This window comes from Nonlabens sp. Ci31 (assembly GCF_012974865.1).
In the GTDB taxonomy this organism is placed as follows: domain Bacteria; phylum Bacteroidota; class Bacteroidia; order Flavobacteriales; family Flavobacteriaceae; genus Nonlabens.
This window is the reverse complement of the sequence record NZ_CP043633.1, coordinates 2250415-2272528: the sequence shown is the minus strand read 5'-3', so window position 1 is coordinate 2272528 and position 22114 is coordinate 2250415. Positions and strand designations below refer to the sequence as shown.

The 22114-nt window shown below is 36.7% G+C and carries 18 protein-coding genes and 1 tRNA gene; 16 read left to right on the top strand and 3 right to left on the bottom strand.

Annotated elements, in window-relative coordinates; translation table 11 throughout:
• Window positions 1-181 precede the first annotated feature (181 nt).
• From F0365_RS10030 to F0365_RS10020, 3 genes are all read left to right on the top strand, one after another.
• A complete protein-coding gene (locus F0365_RS10030; RefSeq protein ID WP_169933560.1) occupies window positions 182-568 on the top strand; it encodes an acyl-CoA thioesterase in 387 nt (128 codons plus the stop codon).
• Complete coding sequence (locus tag F0365_RS10025) at window positions 568-1227, top strand: vancomycin high temperature exclusion protein (RefSeq protein WP_169933559.1); 660 nt, start codon at window positions 568-570, stop codon at window positions 1225-1227. Before F0365_RS10030 ends, F0365_RS10025 begins: the two co-directional genes overlap by 1 nt.
• Before the next feature lie 238 nt (window positions 1228-1465).
• Window positions 1466-1550 (top strand) — tRNA-Ser (locus F0365_RS10020).
• Window positions 1551-1681: 131 nt separating this feature from the next.
• On the opposite strand, the gene F0365_RS10015 is transcribed toward F0365_RS10020, so the two are convergent.
• From F0365_RS10015 to F0365_RS10005, 3 genes are all read right to left on the bottom strand, one after another.
• The gene (locus tag F0365_RS10015; RefSeq protein WP_169933558.1) at window positions 1682-1909 is read right to left on the bottom strand and encodes a hypothetical protein; all 228 of its coding nucleotides are present in this window, start codon (window positions 1907-1909) and stop codon (window positions 1682-1684) included.
• 618 nt (window positions 1910-2527) lie between these two features.
• Window positions 2528-3160: a response regulator gene (locus F0365_RS10010; RefSeq protein ID WP_169933557.1), complete on the bottom strand. Its 633-nt coding sequence runs from the start codon at window positions 3158-3160 to the stop codon at window positions 2528-2530.
• Between the two features lie 123 nt (window positions 3161-3283).
• Window positions 3284-6322 (bottom strand): sensor histidine kinase, encoded by a 3039-nt coding sequence (locus tag F0365_RS10005; RefSeq protein ID WP_240961597.1) that lies wholly within the window; start codon window positions 6320-6322, stop codon window positions 3284-3286.
• 154 nt (window positions 6323-6476) lie between these two features.
• Here F0365_RS10005 and F0365_RS10000 point away from each other — a divergent pair, with 154 nt between their 5' ends.
• The 13 genes from F0365_RS10000 to F0365_RS09940 all read left to right on the top strand — a co-directional run bounded on the left by F0365_RS10000 (window position 6477) and on the right by F0365_RS09940 (window position 22084).
• Window positions 6477-7016: a nuclear transport factor 2 family protein gene (locus tag F0365_RS10000; protein WP_169933556.1), complete on the top strand. Its 540-nt coding sequence runs from the start codon at window positions 6477-6479 to the stop codon at window positions 7014-7016.
• 557 nt (window positions 7017-7573) lie between these two features.
• Entirely contained in the window at window positions 7574-8299 is a 726-nt protein-coding gene (locus F0365_RS09995; protein WP_169933555.1) for a hypothetical protein, read from the top strand.
• 232 nt (window positions 8300-8531) lie between these two features.
• Window positions 8532-9581: a proline iminopeptidase-family hydrolase gene (locus tag F0365_RS09990; RefSeq protein ID WP_169933554.1), complete on the top strand. Its 1050-nt coding sequence runs from the start codon at window positions 8532-8534 to the stop codon at window positions 9579-9581.
• A gap of 35 nt (window positions 9582-9616) precedes the next feature.
• Window positions 9617-10657 carry a hypothetical protein gene (locus F0365_RS09985; protein WP_169933553.1) on the top strand — a complete coding sequence of 347 codons (1041 nt, stop codon included), beginning with the start codon at window positions 9617-9619 and terminating at the stop codon, window positions 10655-10657.
• A gap of 2 nt (window positions 10658-10659) precedes the next feature.
• Window positions 10660-12075, top strand: coding sequence for an MBOAT family O-acyltransferase (locus F0365_RS09980; protein ID WP_169933552.1), 1416 nt, complete (start codon window positions 10660-10662; stop codon window positions 12073-12075).
• A 40-nt stretch (window positions 12076-12115) separates the two neighbouring features.
• Window positions 12116-12868, top strand: a complete 753-nt coding sequence (locus F0365_RS09975; RefSeq protein ID WP_169933551.1) for an SDR family NAD(P)-dependent oxidoreductase — start codon at window positions 12116-12118, stop codon at window positions 12866-12868.
• A 41-nt stretch (window positions 12869-12909) separates the two neighbouring features.
• On the top strand, window positions 12910-13422 hold the full coding sequence (locus F0365_RS09970; protein WP_169933550.1) for a YybH family protein: 513 nt from the start codon (window positions 12910-12912) through the stop codon (window positions 13420-13422).
• Window positions 13423-13602: 180 nt separating this feature from the next.
• Complete coding sequence (locus F0365_RS09965) at window positions 13603-15099, top strand: M28 family peptidase (protein WP_169933549.1); 1497 nt, start codon at window positions 13603-13605, stop codon at window positions 15097-15099.
• Between the two features lie 52 nt (window positions 15100-15151).
• Window positions 15152-16474, top strand: a complete 1323-nt coding sequence (locus F0365_RS09960) for a DUF418 domain-containing protein (RefSeq protein WP_169933548.1) — start codon at window positions 15152-15154, stop codon at window positions 16472-16474.
• A gap of 48 nt (window positions 16475-16522) precedes the next feature.
• Window positions 16523-17857, top strand: a complete 1335-nt coding sequence (locus F0365_RS09955) for a YfcC family protein (RefSeq protein ID WP_169933547.1) — start codon at window positions 16523-16525, stop codon at window positions 17855-17857.
• Between the two features lie 6 nt (window positions 17858-17863).
• Window positions 17864-18019 carry a hypothetical protein gene (locus tag F0365_RS09950; protein WP_169933546.1) on the top strand — a complete coding sequence of 52 codons (156 nt, stop codon included), beginning with the start codon at window positions 17864-17866 and terminating at the stop codon, window positions 18017-18019.
• Window positions 18020-18372: 353 nt separating this feature from the next.
• A complete protein-coding gene (locus F0365_RS09945; RefSeq protein ID WP_240961596.1) occupies window positions 18373-20550 on the top strand; it encodes a prolyl oligopeptidase family serine peptidase in 2178 nt (725 codons plus the stop codon).
• Between the two features lie 55 nt (window positions 20551-20605).
• A complete protein-coding gene (locus F0365_RS09940) occupies window positions 20606-22084 on the top strand; it encodes a M28 family metallopeptidase (RefSeq protein ID WP_169933545.1) in 1479 nt (492 codons plus the stop codon).
• Window positions 22085-22114 lie beyond the last annotated feature (30 nt).

Genomic DNA, 22114 nt, shown 5'->3' with positions numbered 1-22114 from the left:
ACGTTATCTTTGTGGTTGAGGATTTGGTAGGTATTCTGCTTTCGCACTGAATCAAGTTCCGTATAAAGTTCTATTTTCAAAAGAGAACAGAAAGCGAGATCAACACCAATACCTTTCTAATTAGTACGCAAAAATAACGTACACCTCATGCCCATTAAGGGCTTTACTATAAGATTTTTCAATGAAGGACATCGATAAAAGAATTAAGGAATCTAAGACGAGCATTTTCAAGGCCGTTTTTCCTAATACGACCAATCATTACGACACGCTTTTCGGAGGTATGGCCTTACAGCTTATGGATGAAGTTTCTTTTATTTGCGCAACTCGATTCTCTAGAAAAAAAGTAGTGACTATAAGCACTGATAAAATAGATTTTAAAAAACCTATCCCACAAGGGAGTATTATTGAGCTGGTAGGACATATTTCTAAAGTGGGCAAGACCAGTTGTGTGGTAGAAACCAGTATTTATATGGAAGATATGTACAGCTATTCTCGTGAAAAAGTGGTGACAGGAATCTTTACTTTTGTAGCCATAGACGACGACAAAAAACCTACATCTATTATTTAATGCGCAGGATATTAAACATACTCGTTTTTAGTGTCATCTTATGTGTAGTAGGCATTCTCTTTCTGCAATTGCACGTGAAGCGTACCTCTAGAGATGTTATTGTAACAGATATAAGCCAACTTAAAGTAGCTTATACAGGTATAGTTCTAGGTGCTAGTGTAAAGCCAGATAAAACCCTTTCACTTATCCTACAAGATCGTGTGGATGCAGCTTTACTAGCTTATGAAAACAAAAAGTTTAAAAAATTCCTTTTAAGCGGTGATCACGGTGAAAAAAACTACGATGAAGTAAACGCCATGAAGAGTTACCTCAACAACAAAGGGGTGCCAGACGAAGATATTTTCTTAGATCATGCCGGCTTTGATACGTACGACACTATGTATAGAGCTAGGGATGTTTTTCAGGTAAAAAACGCGATTGTATTTACACAAGAATTTCACCTCCCTAGAGCTATTTATATTGGTAAAAATATGGGGTTAAATGTACAAGGCTATGTAGCAGACAAGCATGAATATCCTGGCAACAGTCACTTTACAAGAAGAGAGTGGCTGGCAAATATGAAAGCTTGGATAGAACTGAACATTAAAAAAAAACCTACCTACTCTGGTAAGGTGATCCCCATTACCGGCGACAGTAAACTATCTCACGACAAAAGTTGATTTGTAAGATATTAAGAGTTAGAAGTTTTAAAATTACATCTACCACATATAGTTAAGTAAACATTGTTTTTCCAAGACTTATCAAATTATGATTTGGTTTTTGAAATTCAGATTGTTTTTTTTCTTTGAGCTTTAAAATAGAATTCGGCGTGTTTTTTTTATTATTACAATCAATTTTTAAAGAATAATTGTATATTTGCAACCGCTAAAACAAAAAGTAATTTTTGTAGCGGGACTAGGAGAAGTGGCAGAGTGGTCGAATGCACTGGTCTTGAAAACCAGCGAGGGTTACACCTCCAGGGGTTCGAATCCCTTCTTCTCCGCACAAACCCTGATAATCAAATGATTATCAGGGTTTTTTATTTTACTATCAGTTGTATTTTGCTTGATGGAATACTATATGTCATTTACTGGTATCCGTTGTTGAAAATAATACAGGACTCCAACATAGGGTTTAACCTCTTTTACTAATTAATTTTCCAATAAGCAGCTCGCTGAGGTAGTCTATAACTGCAGTTAAGGTCTTCTGACCGGAAGCAATCCAACACGGGTGACCTATAACAAATCCTAAGTCTTGTGCTTTTATAGAAGGTAAGGATGAAATTTTGTGCCACTGACCATCACGACGACTAAAATTAAAAGCGGAAATCTCAAAGCCTCGCTCGCTAGCAAACTTACCCATCTTATTCAAACCTTCTTTGCCTTTCCGGGCGTTTTTACACCTATAGAAATAGATGGTACGTAATTTTTTGATAGTGGCATTATATAAGATTTCCGTTTAGAATATTTGATGAATTCTTGTGGTTTTTCCAGCGGTTCTTATGCAAATCCGTTGAGTGAAATAGTAATGAATTCTCTTAAACATTCCTATCAAATTATCCATAGCGCTTATGAAATAAATCTCCATCAAAAAACTCCCTCCATATGACCTATTGATTCGTCCTCCAGAAATAAGATAATCCACTAGCTTTTGAATGTAAATTGATCGCTCCGGTATGTATTTGTAAAATTCTTGATTTGGTCATTATGCATCATTCTATTGTCCACTAGTAACCCTTTAATAACTGACAAAAATAGTGCTGTACGTTTTTGATTTTGCTGTAAAATACCTGAGTAATAAAATGTTTTTCATCTTGATTCCATTTAGTCAACCAAAATTTAAGGGAACAGATCAAGTAAACTTTGACTTATGTCATTGCATTTAAATGATTGAGCATGTAGATTTTAAATGTTAGATTTTATACCGTTTTAAAAAACTGAAAGTGGAATGAACATTTTACTTGAAAAGTCTTATCGAAAATTAAATCTCATTATCGTATGATTTTCTAATCAATTCTGCTTTGCTATTAATTTCTAGTGTTTTATAAATATTTTTGATATGACTGCGCACGGTGTCTAGCGATACAAATAAATCTGCTGCAATCATTTTATAGCTTTTACCATCAACGATTCCACTGACTATATCTTTTTGTCTAGATGTGAGCAGATTTTTCTTTGCAGTTTTCGGTAAAAAGTGATTAGCGATTTTTCTAGCAATGGATGGTGACATATAGGAACCTCCTTCATAAACCACCTCAATGGCTTCTTGTATTTTTTTTAAGGGTGTTCTTTTGGATAAATAAGAACAAGCTCCTAAACACAGCGCATTAAAGATACTTTCACTGTCCTCAAAAGTAGTGAGCATGATAATATCCAGATTTGGTAATTCATTTAATATCAAAGGAATCCCTTCTATGCCAGACATTCCTAATAAATTAATATCTAACAATAATACATCTGGTGTTCTAACTAAAGTGCTGTAATCTTTCAAAAAAGTTTCCACTGAAGAATAGATAAATAAGCATGTAATCTCCGGCACGGTTTCAAAAAAATCATGAAGACTTTCCTGAATGAGTACCTCATCTTCTATAATTGCTAATTGAATTTGTTTCATACCAGAGCCATCCCTATGATGATTTTATATGTATTTAATAGTTAGCTTTAAAGTTAGTACAGTTATAAGTGCCGTCCAATCACATTATAATGTGGTTTATACAAATTTAACCTCTCACTGATATTATAGACTAAATGGTAAATGAAGAGATACACTAAAACCATTCACTTTTTTAAAAGTAAAACTTGCTTTTATGGCTTCTGCTCGCAATTGCATATTGGCTAGTCCCAAACCTGTTGATTTATAGCATTCTTTTTCACTTCCATTATCGCTTATGACAAATTCACAACCAGTCTTGTGATTGCTTATAGATATCTCCACATGAGTTGCGTCAGAATGACGTAAAATATTTGTGATAGACTCTTTATAAATTAAAAATAGGTTTTGTCTCACTTGAGAAGCTAACTTTCGATTAGGGTATTTTATATTATTATGGTGAAATTCAAAAGATATATCCTTAGGCAATAAAAGCTCCTCTGCCATCTCTTGTATGCGTTCTATCAAGTCATTTGTGGTTTCACGCCTGCTATCTATGCTCCATACTAAGTCACGCATCTGTGAAATGGCATTCCTACTAATACCCGCGATTTTTTGAAGCTTGGTTTTATCGGCTTCACTTGCATTTATTTCCATCAGTTCAGTTTGCATAGCAAGGCCTGACAGCAAAGAACCTACATCATCGTGTAAATCACTAGATATTTTAGTACGCAGTCTTTCCATTGCTAGGACTTGTTGAAGCCTATATCTAAAAATCAGATACGTGATTCCAATTATAGATAAAACCACTAAAGCTAGAAACCACAGTTGCTTATAAAATATTTGCTTTACAGTAATAGGAATAGATAGTATATTCTCGGATTGATTTCCTCTTGAATCTTTACCTTTTACTTTTAAAATATAGTCTCCCGCTGGCAACTGGTTGTAACGTATGGATGAATTATTACCTTGATAAAACCAGCGATTTTCAAAACCTTCTAGTTTTGTGCTATAGGTGTTTTTTTGATTTTGAAAGTAGCTGGGCATACTCCAATTGATTTCAAAATACTGGTCATAAGGTGATACTTGTAAATTTGTAAATTCTTCTTGACTATAATCTTTATAGAATCTATTTTGATCCTTAGTATTATAACCTGAAACTCCTAGCAATCGTAAATTAGGTGATTCAGATTCTTTTAATACTTCAATAGGCTTATAGGCATTAAGACCATTCATACCTCCAAAATAAAAATTGCCTTTGCTATCTTTAAAAAAAGAGTTGTAATTAAACTCATAGTGTGTCAGACCATCTTCCATATAAAAATTTTGAAAAACTTGAGTTGAAGTATCAAAATGAGACAACCCATTATAAGTGCTTATCCACAAGTTATTGTCTTCGTCATTGATAATTCCAACAATATTATTATCGGGCAAGCCTTGTGATTTTCTGTAGGCTATTACCGACTTTTCATCTTTAGAAATGAAATTGAGTCCTCCACCATAGGTACCTACCCAAAGATTACTATTCTTATCTTCTTCAATAACCAGTATATAATTTCTTGAGATACTAGGTTCTGTTTCTGTTGTGATCTTATTTTCTATGGTACCATTGAGATGTATTTTTATTAAGCCATCATTTTGTGTTCCTATCCAAACGATACTATCGGTTTTACTTTCTTTAAAGTATCTAAAGTCTGCAATATCAGTTTCAATTTTAGAATCTTCAAAAACGAATTTACTTGTTTCTGTTTCTGGATCAAAAAGTACTAATCGCTTTAAAGTTTGACCAAAAAGAAGTCTTCCGTCCTTTAGTTTAATAATAGGATTTTGCCCTTTAAATGTTATAAACTGTTTGAACTCATTGTAACTTTTAGTAGTACCATCCTTAAGATTTATCTTTAATAAAGTCTCCCCTAAAGTAAATACATGATGTTTTGTAGAATCTAAAACAAAAAAAGTAGCCGTATACTGAAAACTTTCTAATGCTTGTTTGCTCAGTTTAATTTGAAGCGTATCCACTTTACCGTTCATCGTTTTATAATAAAGCTTGTTTTGGTTTTCACATTTTGTATAAATAGTTCCGTTTGCATCTTCAAAAATGCCCCTCATGGTATTTCCCCAACCTTCATTTACAGATTTAAAAAGTGGTTCAAAAAGCTTCTCTCCTATACGGATCTTAAACAACCCGTTATCTGTGGCTACCCAAAGTAAATTGTTAGCATCAATAAAAAGAGCATTGATTTTTGAATACTCTAGCCGCGCTTTTAATTGAGCTGTGTAATCTATAAATTGACCATCTGTATTCATAAGGTACAATTCTTCAGTACCCGCAAACCATATTTGCTGTTGATGGTCTTCTATAGCAAAATAAAACTGGTGATCACTTTCAAAAATACGCTTTGATGATAGGTCTGTTTCATTAAAAGTAAAGATGCCCTGCTTTTTTTGCGGAAAAAAATAATGATTGGTATCACTAGCATAAAAAGAGACCGTAAACTGCGTTTCCACTCCATTCCAATTAAAATTTGGAAAATGTAAAGTAGATAGTTTATTTCCTTGAGCATCAAATTTGAGACTACCCTGCGGTGAGCTCCACAAGACATGACCCTCTTTATCGTTAACTAAGCCAGCAGCGCGGTTTATATCAGACGTAACAGAATGTATTACTTTAAATTTTCCATTTTCTAATTTTTGAAGGTATTGTCTGGCTTTTCCAGATTCAATAGTTAAAAAATCATTTGTAATGATCCATATACTGTCGTCCTGATTTTTTAATAATTGCAATACTTGCCCTTTGATATTATGAGAAGCATTGAATGCCATTACATGATCTGTAGAAAGCTGAAGTTTAAACAATTTCTCATTAGCCATATACCATAGTTCGTCAGCATTTTTATCAAATACCAGTTCTCCATTCAATAATTCTTCTTCAATAAAGAAAGGATTGTTTTTGTCAGAATTATACACCTTAAAGTTATAGCCATCATAACGAACTAGACCAAGGTCTGTACCGATCCACATAGCATCACTTGCATCTTGTGTTACAGAGGTAATATCCCTAAACAACAAGCCTTGATCTGTAGTAAGCACATCTATCTGAGATGAATTTTGAGCATACCCATTACAGCTCACCAAAAGTAAACCTGCTATGAAAGCATGAGCAAACAGCGTTTTTAAGAATTTCAAAGTAAGAAATGGTATAACGGTCAAGTTTCAAATATACAATAATAAACATCTCAATACCAAACCTTTATGTGATTGACAAATCAGGGGCAGCAGTGTAATTTGTGACCCTACTAATCAGCTTTTATCATTAAAACTGATTATAAAACTAAACCATATGAAAGTTTTAAGAGCAAGCGCAATTGTATTATTAATACTGATAGGTCCAGTCAGTTGGGGCCAAGAAAAAAGCTACACTGATAATATGATGGTAAACCCTAGTGGCAAAGAAGACATAAAAGTTGTCACCAATTATATAGATGCCCTAATGGGTCATAAAATGGACATAGCTGCTGACTTACTTTCCGACAGTTATGTAGGTAGTGGTCCTAGCTTTGGAGAAACAGAAACTAAAGCAGAGTATATTAATTTCTGGAAAGAAGCCCATGCAGTTAGATCTAATCAAAATAAGGATTTTGTTAGTCACAGTTTCCGAGTAGTAGATGGTAATTTAAAAGGAGACTGGGTATCTATTTGGGGCACGTACACGTTTACCCAAAATACTATTGAGGTGAATCTACCCTATCCACTTACCGCAATGGTTACCAATGGGAAAATAGCTAGATCTAACATATATTATGATAAGTTAGCTATTAATACCGCAATGGGGTACGAGCTAACAATTCAGAAAACAATTGAACCCTATTTAAAGGCATGATTTCCTATTTTTTACACATTTTTACTTCTGCCTTTATAAGTTGAATTATCCATAGGCTCCAACTAAAATTTACCACTAAGCGCATTACAACTTAAAGGATTCTTTTAATTGGGGTTTGTTTCGCTTTCGCGAAAGCGAAATTAAAACACACTTTTAAAAGTCTGATTATAGTAGGAAACTTGGGTATTTAACTAAAAACGTCGCTGTTTTAATCAACTTACAAGAACTACAAGCCCAAATATACAATTATGAAAAAAAATATCACCATCAGTTTTTCCATCTTATTCCATCTTATTCCATTGCAACCTAATCAGAATTACAGATAATGAAAACCAAAAATTGATTTCAATCAAACGGTTATCATTACTAAGGATTTGAATAGCATTATCCCATCCAGCAAAAAGATTAAAATTCTAGGAAGTTCAAAAATTACTAGGCTTAAGTATATTTTTTACAATAACAGAACCACATGAATATGTGATTGACAAATGACAAAATGTTAAATACTTTGCAATAGTTAAATCAACAAAACAATTAACAATTTAAAATATCCAATTATGAAAAAAGCACTTATTATTTTGATGGTGTTACCGCTATTTGCGGTGGCACAAATGACCGAGGGACTTCTAGACCTCACAGAAATTACTGTAAAACAGGGACATAATGCACAATTCCTAGATGGCGTTAAACAATGGAAAGCCTGTTACAACGAAGAAAATGGCACAGACAATTGGTCGTTCTGGTCTAGGGTCCAAGGTGAAGGAAGCGTGTACGGTATTTCCAGTAATATGGTTAATTGGGCCGAAATGGACAAGGAAGATACGGCTGGTAAGACTTGTAATATGATCGTAATGAACTTCATAATGCCTCATGTTGAAAAGATCGATTACAATATCACTAAAAATCTCACTGACTGGAGTAAGAAGAGTGAAAGTACCGATACAAAACTTGTCTGGGTTACCTATTTCAGGGTCAAAAACAACATGTTATTTAATGAAATCATTAAAGAAATGACTGATGTTATTACTACGGTAGAGGGTGAACCTAGAGGGCAATGGTACAGTTTTATGGGTGGTGGTGAAAATACACCTAATTATATGGTCAGCGATTTATTTACTGGTTATGCAGGAATAGATGAGGATGAGAAGCGAGATGGTCCTTTTGCCCTTTATAAAAAAGTAAAAGGTGATAAGAAAGCAAGCCAATTGATGGATAAATGGATGAATGCCGTGGATGGACAGTGGTCGTATCTCTGGAAACTTAACGAGGAGTTATCTAATTAATCGCATGATGCCATTGTAACATCATTATAATAGGTCAAGCAAATTTTTCAATTTGTTCGACCTATTTTTTATAATTTATTATTCCTGTTTTGTGTCCAGGAACACATCTATAGAATAAAACCATTTACCTCACTAAGAAAGGGAATATTCAGAACATAACTGCTATGAGTTAACAAAACAAACTATCGCAACATCTTATCATTTTATTAAAACCGCTTTTTAACCACTAACCATGAAAAAAACAATACTACTACTCTTCCCTTTTATTTTGTTGCTATTTTCTTGCAACGATAAAACCGAGCATACCACTTCCAAAACAGAAACGAAATCCTCCTATTTCGATTATTCCAACAGCGATGACCAAAAAACAGGTGGCATCAAAATGATTCCTATAAAAACGCCCAAAGGCACTTTTAATGTCTATACAAAACGTGTGGGCAATAATCCTAAAATGAAAGTGCTATTGCTTCATGGAGGTCCTGGTGGCACACATGAGTTTTTTGAAAATTTTGACGGATATCTTCCCAACGAAGAAATCGAATACATCTATTATGACCAACTCGATTCTCACTACAGCGACAAACCAAATGATTCAACACTATGGACCATAGAACATTTTGTAGAAGAAGTGGAACAGGTTCGTAAAGCTTTGAATTTGGACAAAGATAATTTCTACTTATTAGGTCAATCTTGGGGTGGCATGTTAGCAATGGAATATGCGTTGAAATATCAAGAAAATTTAAAAGGTCTGGTCGTTTCTAATATGATGGCGAGCATTCCTGAATACGAAAAATATGCAGCGGAAGTTTTAGGGCCGCAACTACCACCAGAAGTTTATAAAGAAATCAAAGCCTTGGAAGCTGCGGAAGATTTCGGTAACCCACGTTATACCGAACTCGTGATGGAGCATTATTACACTAAACATGTACTGCATAAACCATTGGATGAATGGCCAGAGTTTGTCAATCGTGCCTTCTCACACCTTAATCCTAATATTTACATCTATATGCAAGGCTATAGTGAATTTGGGGTCACTGGAGATGCAACATTAAAAGGTTGGGATGTTTCTGGCAGGTTAAATGAATTGAAAATTCCAACCTTAATGATTGGTGGCAAATACGACACCATGGATCCAAAATATATGGAATGGATGAGTACCGAAGTGCAAAACGGAAGAAGTGTAACCACCAACGGAGCACATGTATCACAATATGATGATCCGGAAACCTATTTCTCTGGATTGATACAATTTATAAAAGAGGTGGATGATGGTTCCTTTTAAATTTTGAACAGATAACTGACTTACAACCAACTCACATGAAACTTAAAAAATCTTTAAGTATTGCTATTGCTTTAAGTATTTTGGGCATCACAGCCTGGGAAATCTATTGGCGTTCTCAAGGCTATTTTCCAGATCTAGACGATGATAAATACCTTTGGGTAAAAACACGAGCTCTTGTTGAAGATGCTACAGAAGATGATGTGGTTATCGTTGGTTCTTCTAGAGCACTTTTTAATATTCAGCTGGGTCAATGGGAGAAATTAACAGGTATTCAACCCATACAATTAGCAAATGCGGGAGCCACCCCTTTACCCGTATTTCATGATATTGTAGAAAACTCGAGCTTTAAAGGAACTGTAGTTGTAGGCGTAACACCACCACTTTTCTTTTCTACCACCTTTGAACAAGCACCACCTTGGAGTAGAGCATCATCACGATCAGAATTTTATAAAAATCTCACCTATGCTCAACGTCTTAATTATAGTCTATCAATTCCCCTTCAAAATTCATTAGCATTTGTGTCCAATGACGATGAAGCATGGATAGACGACATTAATCTAAAAGCTTTGCTTAAAACCATTCATCTGCCGCCTCGGACAGACAAACCTCAAGAACCTCCATTTAGAAGGTTTCAAGATATAGACATCAACAGAAATGTTAGGATGAAAGAAGAAATGGTGAGTGATACTGCCTTTGCAAATTCTATTAAAACAGTTTGGAAAACGTTACTATCTGGAGATATACCACCACCAGATAAAGAGGCAACCATCGAATACTTTCTGAAAGATGCTGAAAAGTTTACCTCAAGAGGTGGGAAAATTATTTTATTAAGAAATCCCTCAGATGGATTTTTTAAAGATTTAGAAAGTAAGGGCTTGCCTCGATCAGAATTTTGGGACGAATTAGTCACAAAAGCAAATGTACCCGCATATCATTACCAAGACTACAAGGGCTTAAGTGCCTTTAAAACCATAGAATGGTCTCACTTATCGGCTAAAGATGCAGATCAGTTTACAGAAAACTTTGTAAAGATCCTCCTAGAAGACGGGCTCATTACTAACCTTAAAAACCACTAGTTATGCTATTCAACTCATTAACTTTTGTTGTCTTTTTAGTGATTGTTTTGGCACTGTATTATTCAAAGATTCTCAGCTGGACAAGTAAAAAGGGCATGTTGCTCCTAGCTAGTTATCTTTTTTATGGACTTTGGAATCCGCCGCTAGTGATCTTATTATGGATATCAACTATGGTGGACTGGACTGCTGGAAAAAAATTAGCTGCAGAAGAAAGTCAACGCAAAAGAAAATTTTGGCTACTGTTAAGTCTGTTTGTTAATCTTGGGTTTTTAGCTTTTTTTAAATACCGGGATTTTCTATTAGACAATTTTACGAGTGCAGTAAATGCGTATGGTTATGGCTATGAGGCGCAACCTATGGATATTATTTTACCCATGGGTATTTCATTCTACACCTTTCAAACCATGTCTTACACCATCGATATTTATAAGCGAAAAATAGAACCCGCTCATACCTTTTTAGATTTTGCGTTGTACGTAACCTTCTTCCCACAACTCGTTGCAGGCCCCATTGTGAGAGCTCAAGATTTAATCACCCAATTTTATGAAGAAAAAAGAGCCAACTTTAACCAGTTTGCTTGGGGTACTTTCTTATTAACCATAGGCTTATTTCAAAAAATAGTTCTAGCAGACATCCTACTGGCCGATACTTCTGATCAAGTTTTTAGTTCAACAGCTATTCTTCATGGTGTAGACGCGTGGACGGGCACACTCGCATTTTCTGGACAAATATTTTTTGACTTTGCCGGGTACTCAACTTGTGCCATTGGAATAGCATTAATGCTGGGTATTGTGCTGCCAGATAACTTTAAATATCCATATGCTTCTATTGGGTTTTCAGATTTTTGGAGGCGGTGGCACATTACCCTTTCAAGCTGGTTAAGGGATTACATCTACATTCCCTTAGGTGGTAATCAACATGGAATAACCAGAATGTATGCTGCATTAATTATAACCATGCTCCTAGGTGGTTTATGGCACGGTGCGGCTTGGACATTTGTGATTTGGGGCGCTTTGCATGGTCTTTACCTTATAATGGAACGGTTGCTTAGGTCTAAAATTCATATAAAAATCAACGCTATTAACGGGATATTTCTCGCATTGCTTACCTATATCATGGTAAACTTTACCTGGGTGTTTTTTAGAGCGCGAGAGTTCGCTACCGCTAAAAATATGATTATATCCATGTTATTTATAAATGGTGAAGGAGAAAAAATCGTTGAAACATTTGATGTGATCAAAGTGTTTTTACTTATTTCCCTCTTATTTATGTGTCATTGGATGATGAGAAACACCTCTATGAAAGAAGTTTCATTAAAAGTAAACCCATGGATTACGGGTGTTTTCTGGGCATTCATGGTGTTTTTGATTGTCATCTCACAAGGAAGTGGTGAGCAGTTTATTTATTTTCAATTTTAATACTCACGCATCATTTATGAACCCCTTTAAATAAAGCACCATGAATTTAGGACTAAAAGAAAAAAATGCAATCATTACGGGAGGCAGTAAAGGCATAGGAAGAAGTATTGCCCTAGTTCTTGCAGAAGAAGGTGTTAACGTGGCTATTTGTGTACGTGGCGAGGAAGCACTTCAAACAACTAAAGAAGAGCTTCTTAAAAATGGAGTGAAAGTACATGCCCAGTCTTGTGATGTAAGCGATACTGAAAAGTTTAAAGCTTTTCTTGATGCAGTAAAAAGCAAATTTGCCACCATAGATATATTGGTCAATAATGCCTCTGCATTAAGTCTAGGTAAAGAAGATGCCGACTGGGAAGCTTCTATAAACATTGATTTGTTAGCCAGCGTACAAGCTACTAGAAAATTCGTTCCATGGATGATGGAGTCTGGTACTGGAAATATTCTCTTTATCTCCTCAGGTTCTGAACTTGAAGCGGGTTCTCCTGCGGCTTATGCTGCTGTAAAGGCAGCACTGATTAGTTATTCTAAAACCCTATCTGCACAATTGGCTCCTAATAATATCCGTGTCAATACAAATGCACCAGGTTCTGTTGAATTTAGTGGAGGACTTTGGGAAATGATTAAAGCACACGATCAATCTTTTTATCACCATACCGTAAACAGTATTCCCTTAGGCAGGATGGGAAGACCCGATGAAATAGCAAAAGTAGCGGCCTTTTTGGTTTCGCCATGTGCAAGTTGGGTTACTGGAACTTGTCTGTCAGTAGATGGAGGACAGCATAAAGGGAATTGAAAAAAACACTATTAAAACCAGTAAATTTAAAAACCAATATAATGAAAACAAAAAACAAAATGATTATTAAAAAAATATGCTCAGTAGCAGCTGGGTTATTACTAGTAACCTTATTGAATAGTTGCAATGATAAAACAGCTAAAGTCGATGAAATAAGCCCCAAAACTGAATTTAATTTAGATACCGCAAAAATAGAAATAGAAGAAGCAAATGCCAATTTCATGGCACTAGTTGCCGCTGGAGATTCTATAGGATTAGCAAATGCGTATACTATTGACGCAAAATTCATGGGCGCTGGAGCGCCGTCAGTAATTGGGAGAAAAGACATTCAAACGGCAATGGCAGGAATAGTCAATGCGGGCATTACAAAAGTGGATCTAAAACTCGAACATATTTACGGTACCGAAGATTTAATTGCTGAAGAAGGTGAACTTACTCTTTACGCGGGAGACATAGCAGTAGCAGAAGAAAAGTACATCGTCCTTTGGAAAAAAGAAGATGGGAAGTGGAAATTGTTTAGGGATATTTTCAATTCCAATGTACCTGTGGAATAGTAGGCGTTTGAATTTAATGCTTAAGGTATTTATATCTGAGTATCAATTTTTTTTGCAATCAGAAATATATCGATCCACTAACTTCCGTTGAAAAGGATTCAAGTAAATAACTGCTACAGGAAACACACTGGAGCTTAACCCTAAAATTAATTAAAGTATTCACCTTTTAACCCGATAAAAATGAAACTAAAAACAACAAGTTTATTATTACTAACTCTTGCGCTGAGTATAAGCCTTCAGGCGCAAACTGAGAAAGCCAAAGTAATGGAAACAACCAGCAAAGCAACTATTGAAGGACACATCTATTTCCTAGCAGACGACTTGCTTAAAGGCAGAGAAACAGGAACTGCCGAAAATAAAATCGCAGCCTCTTATCTGGCAAATACCTTACGTAGTTATGGAGTGAAACCTAACCCAAAAACAGGAACATTCTATCAGGATGTAGCCTTAAAACGCATCACCCCTCCTAATGATGTTGTGATAGCGATTAACGAGAAACAAATTGAAAATTACGCTTTAGTCTATCCATCTACTATTTCAACACGTACAGATGCAGTTTATTTAAACTACGGTCTAGAAGATGATTATGTAGGAAAAAATGTAAAAGGAAAAATCATTATCATAAAATCAGGAGATGCAGATGCTAGTAACGTTATGGCCGCATATGGTTTGAAAGGAAAAAAACAGGAGTTAGCCAGAGCAAATGGAGTCGCAGCAATCATTGAACTTATAGATACTGATAACGACACTTGGGAATGGATCGATCATAATTTTAATAGTTCACAATTAATGGTTGCAAACGAGTTGAATGAAAAAACTGGTACTAATGATGCTGAACTACCCGCCCATATCTGGGTATTAGATAAAGATCATGATATGGCTACTCGCTTTGTTACCATGAAAAGAATTTCATCATCAGTTAACATAGGCGATAAGAAAGAGGAAATTGTGATGTCTCAAAATGTGATAGGCGTTGTAGAAGGTACCGATCCCAAACTGAAAAAAGAATACATTATTTACTCAGGGCATTACGATCATGTAGGGATAGGAACACCAGACGAAACCGGAGATACGATTTATAATGGAGCTAGAGATAATGCCGTAGGAACGACAACGGTGTTGAGTATGGCTGAGAATTTAGCAAAATATCCGACCAAGCGATCTGCTTTATTCATCCTTTTTACAGGAGAAGAAAAAGGGCTTTTGGGGAGTGAATACTATGTGGAACATCCAGTATTGCCATTAAAGCAAATGGTCTATTGTTTTAATAGTGATAATGCTGGTTATAACGATACGTCATTAGTCACCATCATCGGTTTACCTAGAACCACAGCTGCACAACACATTAAAGATGCTGCAACTGCATTTGGCCTTACGGCTACTGATGATCCAGCGCCAGAACAGGGCTTGTTTGACCGTAGTGATAATGTTCATTTTGCAAAAAAAGGGATTCCTGCACCGACATTTTCCTTAGGCTTTACCGCTTTTAATGGTGATGTTACAAAATACTACCACAAACCAGGAGATGAAGCCGATACTTTAGATTACGATTATTTATTAAAGTTTTTTAGAGCCTATATTTTATCTGGAAGGTATATTGCTAACGACCCAAAAACACCTACCTGGACCGCTGGCGATACATATGAAGAAGCGGCAAAGGCACTTTACGGAAACTGATCTTGTTATCCCTCAATCATAACCATTAACCAACTATCAAAACCAACCAAAAATGAGAACAACGCAAACCTCATTAACCCCATTAAAAGCACTCGACCGTATTCAATCTTTAGATGTAATGAGAGGTATCGTGCTTTTTGGAATTTTATTGATGAACATCAATGGTATGGCATTGGCACATGCTTATGAAGATCCAACAATATCTGGAGGAGCTAAAGGATGGGATCTCTATACTTGGGTCACCACCAATATGCTTTTCGAAGGAACGATGAGGGCTTTATTCTCACTATTATTTGGAGCAGGAATGTTTATTTTTTTAGACCGTCTAGAAAAGAAAGGTGCTGGCATCAAGGCTGCTGATATTTACTTTAGACGTTTACTATGGTTGCTTCTTTTTGGACTCATACATGCCTATCTCCTATTATGGTATGGAGAGATTTTATTTAGCTATGCGCTTATGGGGTTTCTAGTGTATTCGTTTCGAAATATGGCGCCTAAAAAGCTAATCTTCATTGCACTCATTTTATTTTCAATTGGCACCGTTTGGAAATATGCCGATTATAAATCTGATGTTAAAATGATCGAAAACCTTGAATTGGTAGAACAATTCAAATCGGAAGGCAAAGCACTTACCGATGAATTAGAAGAAGCTACAGAGCAATGGGAAGACCTACAAAAAGAGCGTTCGCCTGAAGCCATTGCGGAATACAATTCCAACATGCAAAAAAATTATTTTGGCGTGGTGGCCTTTTTAGCACCTCAAAATTTTAATTTTCATAAGTATTATTTATTCCGTTACGATGTTTGGGATATTTTGAGCATGATGCTCTTGGGTATTGCTTTTTTTAAACTTAAGCTACTTTCTGCAGTAAAATCCTATCGTTTTTATGGCATTATGATGGGTGTGGGTTATGGCGTTGGATTAAGTGTTAATTATTATGAAGTTCAAATGATCATCGAGAACAACTTCTCGTTATTGAGTTTTTCAAAATCCAATATTACCTATGAATTAGGTCGCGTTGCTGTTGCCATGGGACATATAGGCGCCATCATGTTGCTCTGCAAATTACCTGTTTTATCGCTGTTGAAAAATGCCCTTGGTGCGGTGGGTAAAATGGCGCTGACCAATTATGTAATGCACTCAGTCATTGCTATGTTCCTATTTACAGGAGCTGGATTTGGCCTGTTTGGGGAGTTTCAGCGTCATGAACTATTGTACATCGTGTTTACCATCTGGATTTTTCAGCTCATTGCAAGTCCTATTTGGCTTAAGTATCACTATTTCGGCCCATTGGAGTGGCTATGGCGCAATTTGAGCTATCAAAAAAAGCATGCTTTAAAAAAGGAACGTTCAGAATATCAAAGCCTAAAATAGTACAAAGAAACATATGAAAGCCGCCCTCTTAAATACCAAAATTGTAAAATGAAAAAATTTCCAAATGCAATCGTCATCATTCTATCTGTGATACTATTCGCCTGGATACTTACATTTATTATCCCACAAGGCAGTTATGAAAGGACATTAAACGAAACAACCGAGCTAACAACTGTAGTATCGGATTCCTATAAACAACAAGAGTCACCACATCTTTCGACCTTCGATTTACTTCTTGCGATACCCAAAGGCATCGTAGGACGTGCCGATTTAGTGGTTCTAATACTTATACTTGGGGGTTGTTTTTACCTGATTGAGAAGACAGGTGCACTTCAACAAGGGCTAAATCAGCTTATTGTAATCTTAGCTGGTAAAGAGTCTCTCGCATTGGTTATAATTTCAATGCTATTTATAACTGCTGGCTTTACCATAGCCTTACAGGAAGAAATCATAGCCATGACTCCAATATTGCTATTGTTTGGACGTAGCATAGGGTACAATGCAAAAACGATTGTGGCCGCAAGCCTTGGGTCTGCTATCGTGGGTGCTTCTTTTAGTCCTTTCAACCCTTTTGGTGTCGTGATTGCACAAAAAGAAGCAGGTTTAGAGCTTCTTTCTGGATATGAATTTAGGCTAGTAGTCTTAGTTATTGCTTCCATGGTTTGGATTCTTTATGTGCTCCGATATAGCTCTAAAAATCGCATTGAAAAATCAATAAAAGAGGAAGTAACTGAAAGCTTAACTTTTAGAAATAAACTAATTTTAATATTTCTTGCCATTACATTTTCAGTGGTCACTTACGGATTGATTGCTTTAAGTTGGGGCTTTAATGAAATGTCTGCCTGCTTTTTTGTTCTAGGTTTGGTTAGTGGCCTTATTGCTGGGTTCAGCTTCAATAAAACGACTGAAGTTTATATTGATGGTTTTAAAGAAATGGTTTTTGCAGCATTAATTATAGGATTGGCAAATGGCGTATCGGTTATTTTAAAAGAGGGGATGATTATTGACACAATCGTATATGGGCTTTTCGGTCCTTTGCAGCATCTTCCGCCAGCACTATCTGCAGTGCTAATGATGGTATCTCATTCCATATTACATTTCCCAATGCCGAGCACCTCTGGCCATGCTATTTTGACCATGCCTATTCTAACCCCCTTGGCCGATTTGATTGGACTATCGAGACAAATTTGTGTACTGGCTTATCAATATGGTGCCATTATGATGGATTTAATTGTACCCACCAACGGAGCTACCATGGCCGTCATCGCCCTAGCTGGCATCAATTATAAAAACTGGTTAAAATTCATCGTGAAGCCAGTTTTAATAATGATGGGCATTGGCGCACTTGCGATTTTAATCGCCGTACAAATTGGCTATAGTTAAAAGCAGATGAATAATGATGATCTACATAATTCTTCTTTTAAAGAAAAGGAGGATAAAGTCGAAAATGGTCTGGATTACTACCCTGAAACACTTTTTATCGCTTGTGGCACTGAGTTTAGCGCTATGGCTTCGGCCCAAACAGATGACAGAAAAGCAGCTTAGACCGAAGCTAAAAACAGCATTGAGGGCCACATCGCCACATCTAATTTCTGGCCGACGATCTTCTGAAAGGCAGAGAAACTGGAACACCTAAAAATAAAATAGAGCGAAGCTTCTAACATTTTGACTTTCACAATATAATCCTGCCTCAAACGCCAAGACCACATGAAGATGTGATTGATAATTACTGCTTAAAAACCTAATTTAGTATCTGTTGTCGTTCAACAGTTTTAGGCTTCGTTTTAAAAGTGAGCGAAAGCTTATGAAACCATAAATGACATTATTTCTAATAAAAAGGATTTAGAGCCAACAAGAAAATAAACTCGTGAACTACCTAAAAATTTAAAACCAAAAACATGATGAAAAAAACAATTCTATTAGCTCTCGTTGCACTTATTAGTTCAACCGCGTTCGCTCAATGGAACTACCCAACAACAAAAAAGGTAGAAGTAATCGACACGTACTTTGGTGTAGATTATAAAGACAATTATCAATGGCTTGAAGATTTAAACAATCCCGAAGTAGAAACGTGGTTTAAACAGCAAGCCGAATTTTCTAACGCCACCATGAGCAACATTTCTGGAAGGGATGAACTCATTGCCGAATGGCGAAAACTGGATGCCCTACAATCAGAAACGTTTAGCGACCTGAAAAAAATAGGTCAACGCATTTTCTTTAAAAAACGAATGCCTGGCGATAAAGTAGGTAAAATCTATTACCGCGAATCAATGGACAGCCCAGATATACTGCTTTTTGACCCATTGAGTTTCAAAGAAGGTAAAACCTTGTCCGTCGAAAGTTTTATACCCAGTTATGATGGCAAAAAACTATTGATAGGCTATTCTGAAAGTGGTGCAGAAATTTCTATCCTTCAGGTTTTGGATATAGATTCCAATACCTTTTTGCCAGATCTTATTCCTGCTTCAGCTGGAGCGATGGGGTGGACTTTCGACGATAGTGCTTTTATGTATATGTGGATAAAATCTGCGGATAATAAAGATCCAGAAGGCCGATTAAATCCTAAAACCAAACTGCACAAATTAGGCACAGATTACAAAACGGATGTCGATTTTTTCAGTAATGAAGCCTATCCCAATTTGAACATTCCTTCCAAAGCCTATCCCTATATATCACTTTCGAAAAATGCAAAAGACTATGTGTTTGCAGGACAGGGAACGGTTGCCAAAGAATTAATACTGTATTATGCGCCAATAAGCCAATTTAATTCAGAAAATATAGAGTGGAAAACCTTATGTAAAGCAACGGATCAATTGATAAATGGTACACCAGACAATGGAGGTTTGCCAGAAGTTTTTGGCACTAAAGTATATGCCATTACCTATAAGGATGCCCCAAAATACAAGCTGATTGCAACCGATTTGAAAAACCCGGATTGGGCAAATGCAGAAACCGTCGTTGCCGAAACCGATATGAGTTTAACAGGATATACCCGTAGTAAAGATTATCTCTTACTCAATTATAGTGATGGGATCAATTCACATCTTTTTAAATTTAATCCCAAAACAAAGACAAATACAAAGATCACCTTACCCTTTATGGGAATTGCCAAGGCAAAATGTATAGATACCAAAACGAACGACTTTATCATAGACCTTACCTCTTGGAACAAACCGCTGACCGAATTTTCATTCGATGCCGATACTGAAAAATTTACGGCAAGTCCGTGGAATACACCTGTAACCTACCCTGCCGAATACAATGATTTGATTGTAGAAGAAGTAGAAGTAAAAGGCCACGACGGCGTGATGATTCCCTTATCGATTATCTATAAAAAAGGGACAAAAAAAGACGGTTCTAATGTTTGTTTTATGAGAAGTTACGGTGCTTATGGATATAGTATGGAACCTTATTTTAGCACTCTTTACAACGCACTGGTAACAAAAGATGTCGTGTATGCGGTACCTCACGTGCGTGGTGGTGGCGAAAAAAGCGAAGCTTGGTACAAAGCAGGGTTTAAAACTACAAAACCCAACACGTGGAAAGACTTTATAAGCTGTGCAGAATATCTCATTGAAGAAGGGTTTACCCAATCTTCAAAATTATCTGGTATGGGCACGAGTGCCGGCGGTATTTTAATATCGAGAGCTATAACCGAGAGACCAGATTTGTTTGCAGCAGCCATTAATAATGTAGGAACTTCTAATAAAATGCGAGGCGAATTTTCAGCGAATGGCCCTGTAAACGTTCCAGAATTTGGTACTGTTAAAGACCCAGTAGAAGCAAAAGCACTGTACGAAATGGATGGAATGCAACACGTTGTAGATGGTGTCAACTATCCCGCAGTAATCAATATAGCCGGTTGGACAGACTCGCGTGTTGTGGCATGGCAACCCGGCAAATTTGCAGCAGCCCTTCAAAATGCAACAGCATCCAACAAACCTGTTTTAATGAAAGTAAATTATGACAACGGCCACTTTACCGAAGACAGAGAAGTAACCTGGGCAAATTTTGCAGACCAGTTTGCCTTTGTGATGTGGCAAACAGGGCATCCAGATTTTCAGGTGAAAAAGTAGTTAAATAGAAACCCTTGTCAAAAACCAATTAAATAAGCATCTAACTAAACAAACCATGAAAAAACTAATCCTCTTTTTATTTTGTCATTTTGCTATTTCAGCATTTGCTCAATCGGTCGTAAAAGTTCCTCCTGCTGGGCTTGCCGCCATTCAGGAAAACGATTTAAAGAAAGATTTGTACGAGTTTGCAGGTACCTCTTTCAAAGGGCGTGCCGCAGGAACAATCAATGAATTGAATGCCGCTGTTTGGGTGGCGGAAAGGTTTAGAAGTATTGGTCTAAAACCTGCTGGCGATAACAATTCCTACTTTCAGTTTTTTGATATGTGGCGTAATCGAGTAGCCAGTACAAGTACGGTGTCAATTAATGGCCAGCCCCTTTCACTTTGGAGCGATGTAGCAATTGCCCAAATGGCACCAGCCCGTATAGGCCAACCCATTGTTTATTTAGGCAAAGCCTCCGAAATTGATTTATCAACTATGGACGTAAAGGGTAAGGTAGTGGCATTTGATGCCGTTCCCGGAATGCTTGTAAGCGGTATATCATTGCCTACTTGGCGGTATCAAAGATACATGATGAATACCTACGGAAATGCCTTGATAGAAAAAGGTGCCGTTGCATTAATCCTAATTGCTGATAACGACACTGAAACCGTTTGGCCCGACGCCGTAGAAAATTTTAAATTAGGACGATTTGATTTAGAGGGAGGAGCAAATGAAAAAGTTACGACAACCGTTCCTGTTTTTTGGGTGCACGAATCTGCAAAAAAAGAAATAGCCGAAAATAAAGCCGAACTAAAAGCAGATATCATCATTGAACGGTTCAGTTATCCATCTGTAAATATAGTCGGAGCTATTGAAGGGAGTGACCCTAAACTTTCAAAGGAATATGTGCTTTACAGTGGCCATACGGACGCTCATGGTATTAGGAACAGTATTGCCGGCGACAGTATTTACTATGGAGCCGATGACAATGGCAGCGTTAATGTAGCCATGCTTGCCGTGGCAAGAGCTTTTCAAAAAAAACCTGGCAAACGTTCGGTAATTTTTGTCGTTCATGGTGCAGAAGAGGTAGGACTTTTAGGTTCAAGATGGTTCTCGTCCCATCCAACCATACCTATCGAAACTATTGTAGCCGTATTAAATGGTGACATGATTGGCCGAAATGATCCTAACAGTGCCGCCGTATTGGGCATTCAACCACCGCACCTTACTTCAAATGATTTGGCTAAAATGGTACTTGAAGCCAATAATGAAGGTCCAAAATTCAAATTGGACTCCCTTTGGGATAGGGCAGACCACCCAGAAGGCTGGTTTTTCAGAAGTGATCATTTACCATATGCTAGGTTAGGGATTCCGTCGCTCATGTACACCACACTTTTACATCCTGATTATCATACTCCAAAAGACAACGCCGCCAATATTGATTATACCAAGCTAAAAAAAATGACCGAATGGATGTACCGTACAGGCTGGAAAGTAGCCAACGCGGCCCAACGTCCAGACCGAGTTCCGGATTTTAAATTGGAACGGTGAAATGCTTTTTAGTTCAAATAGTTGAGTAAT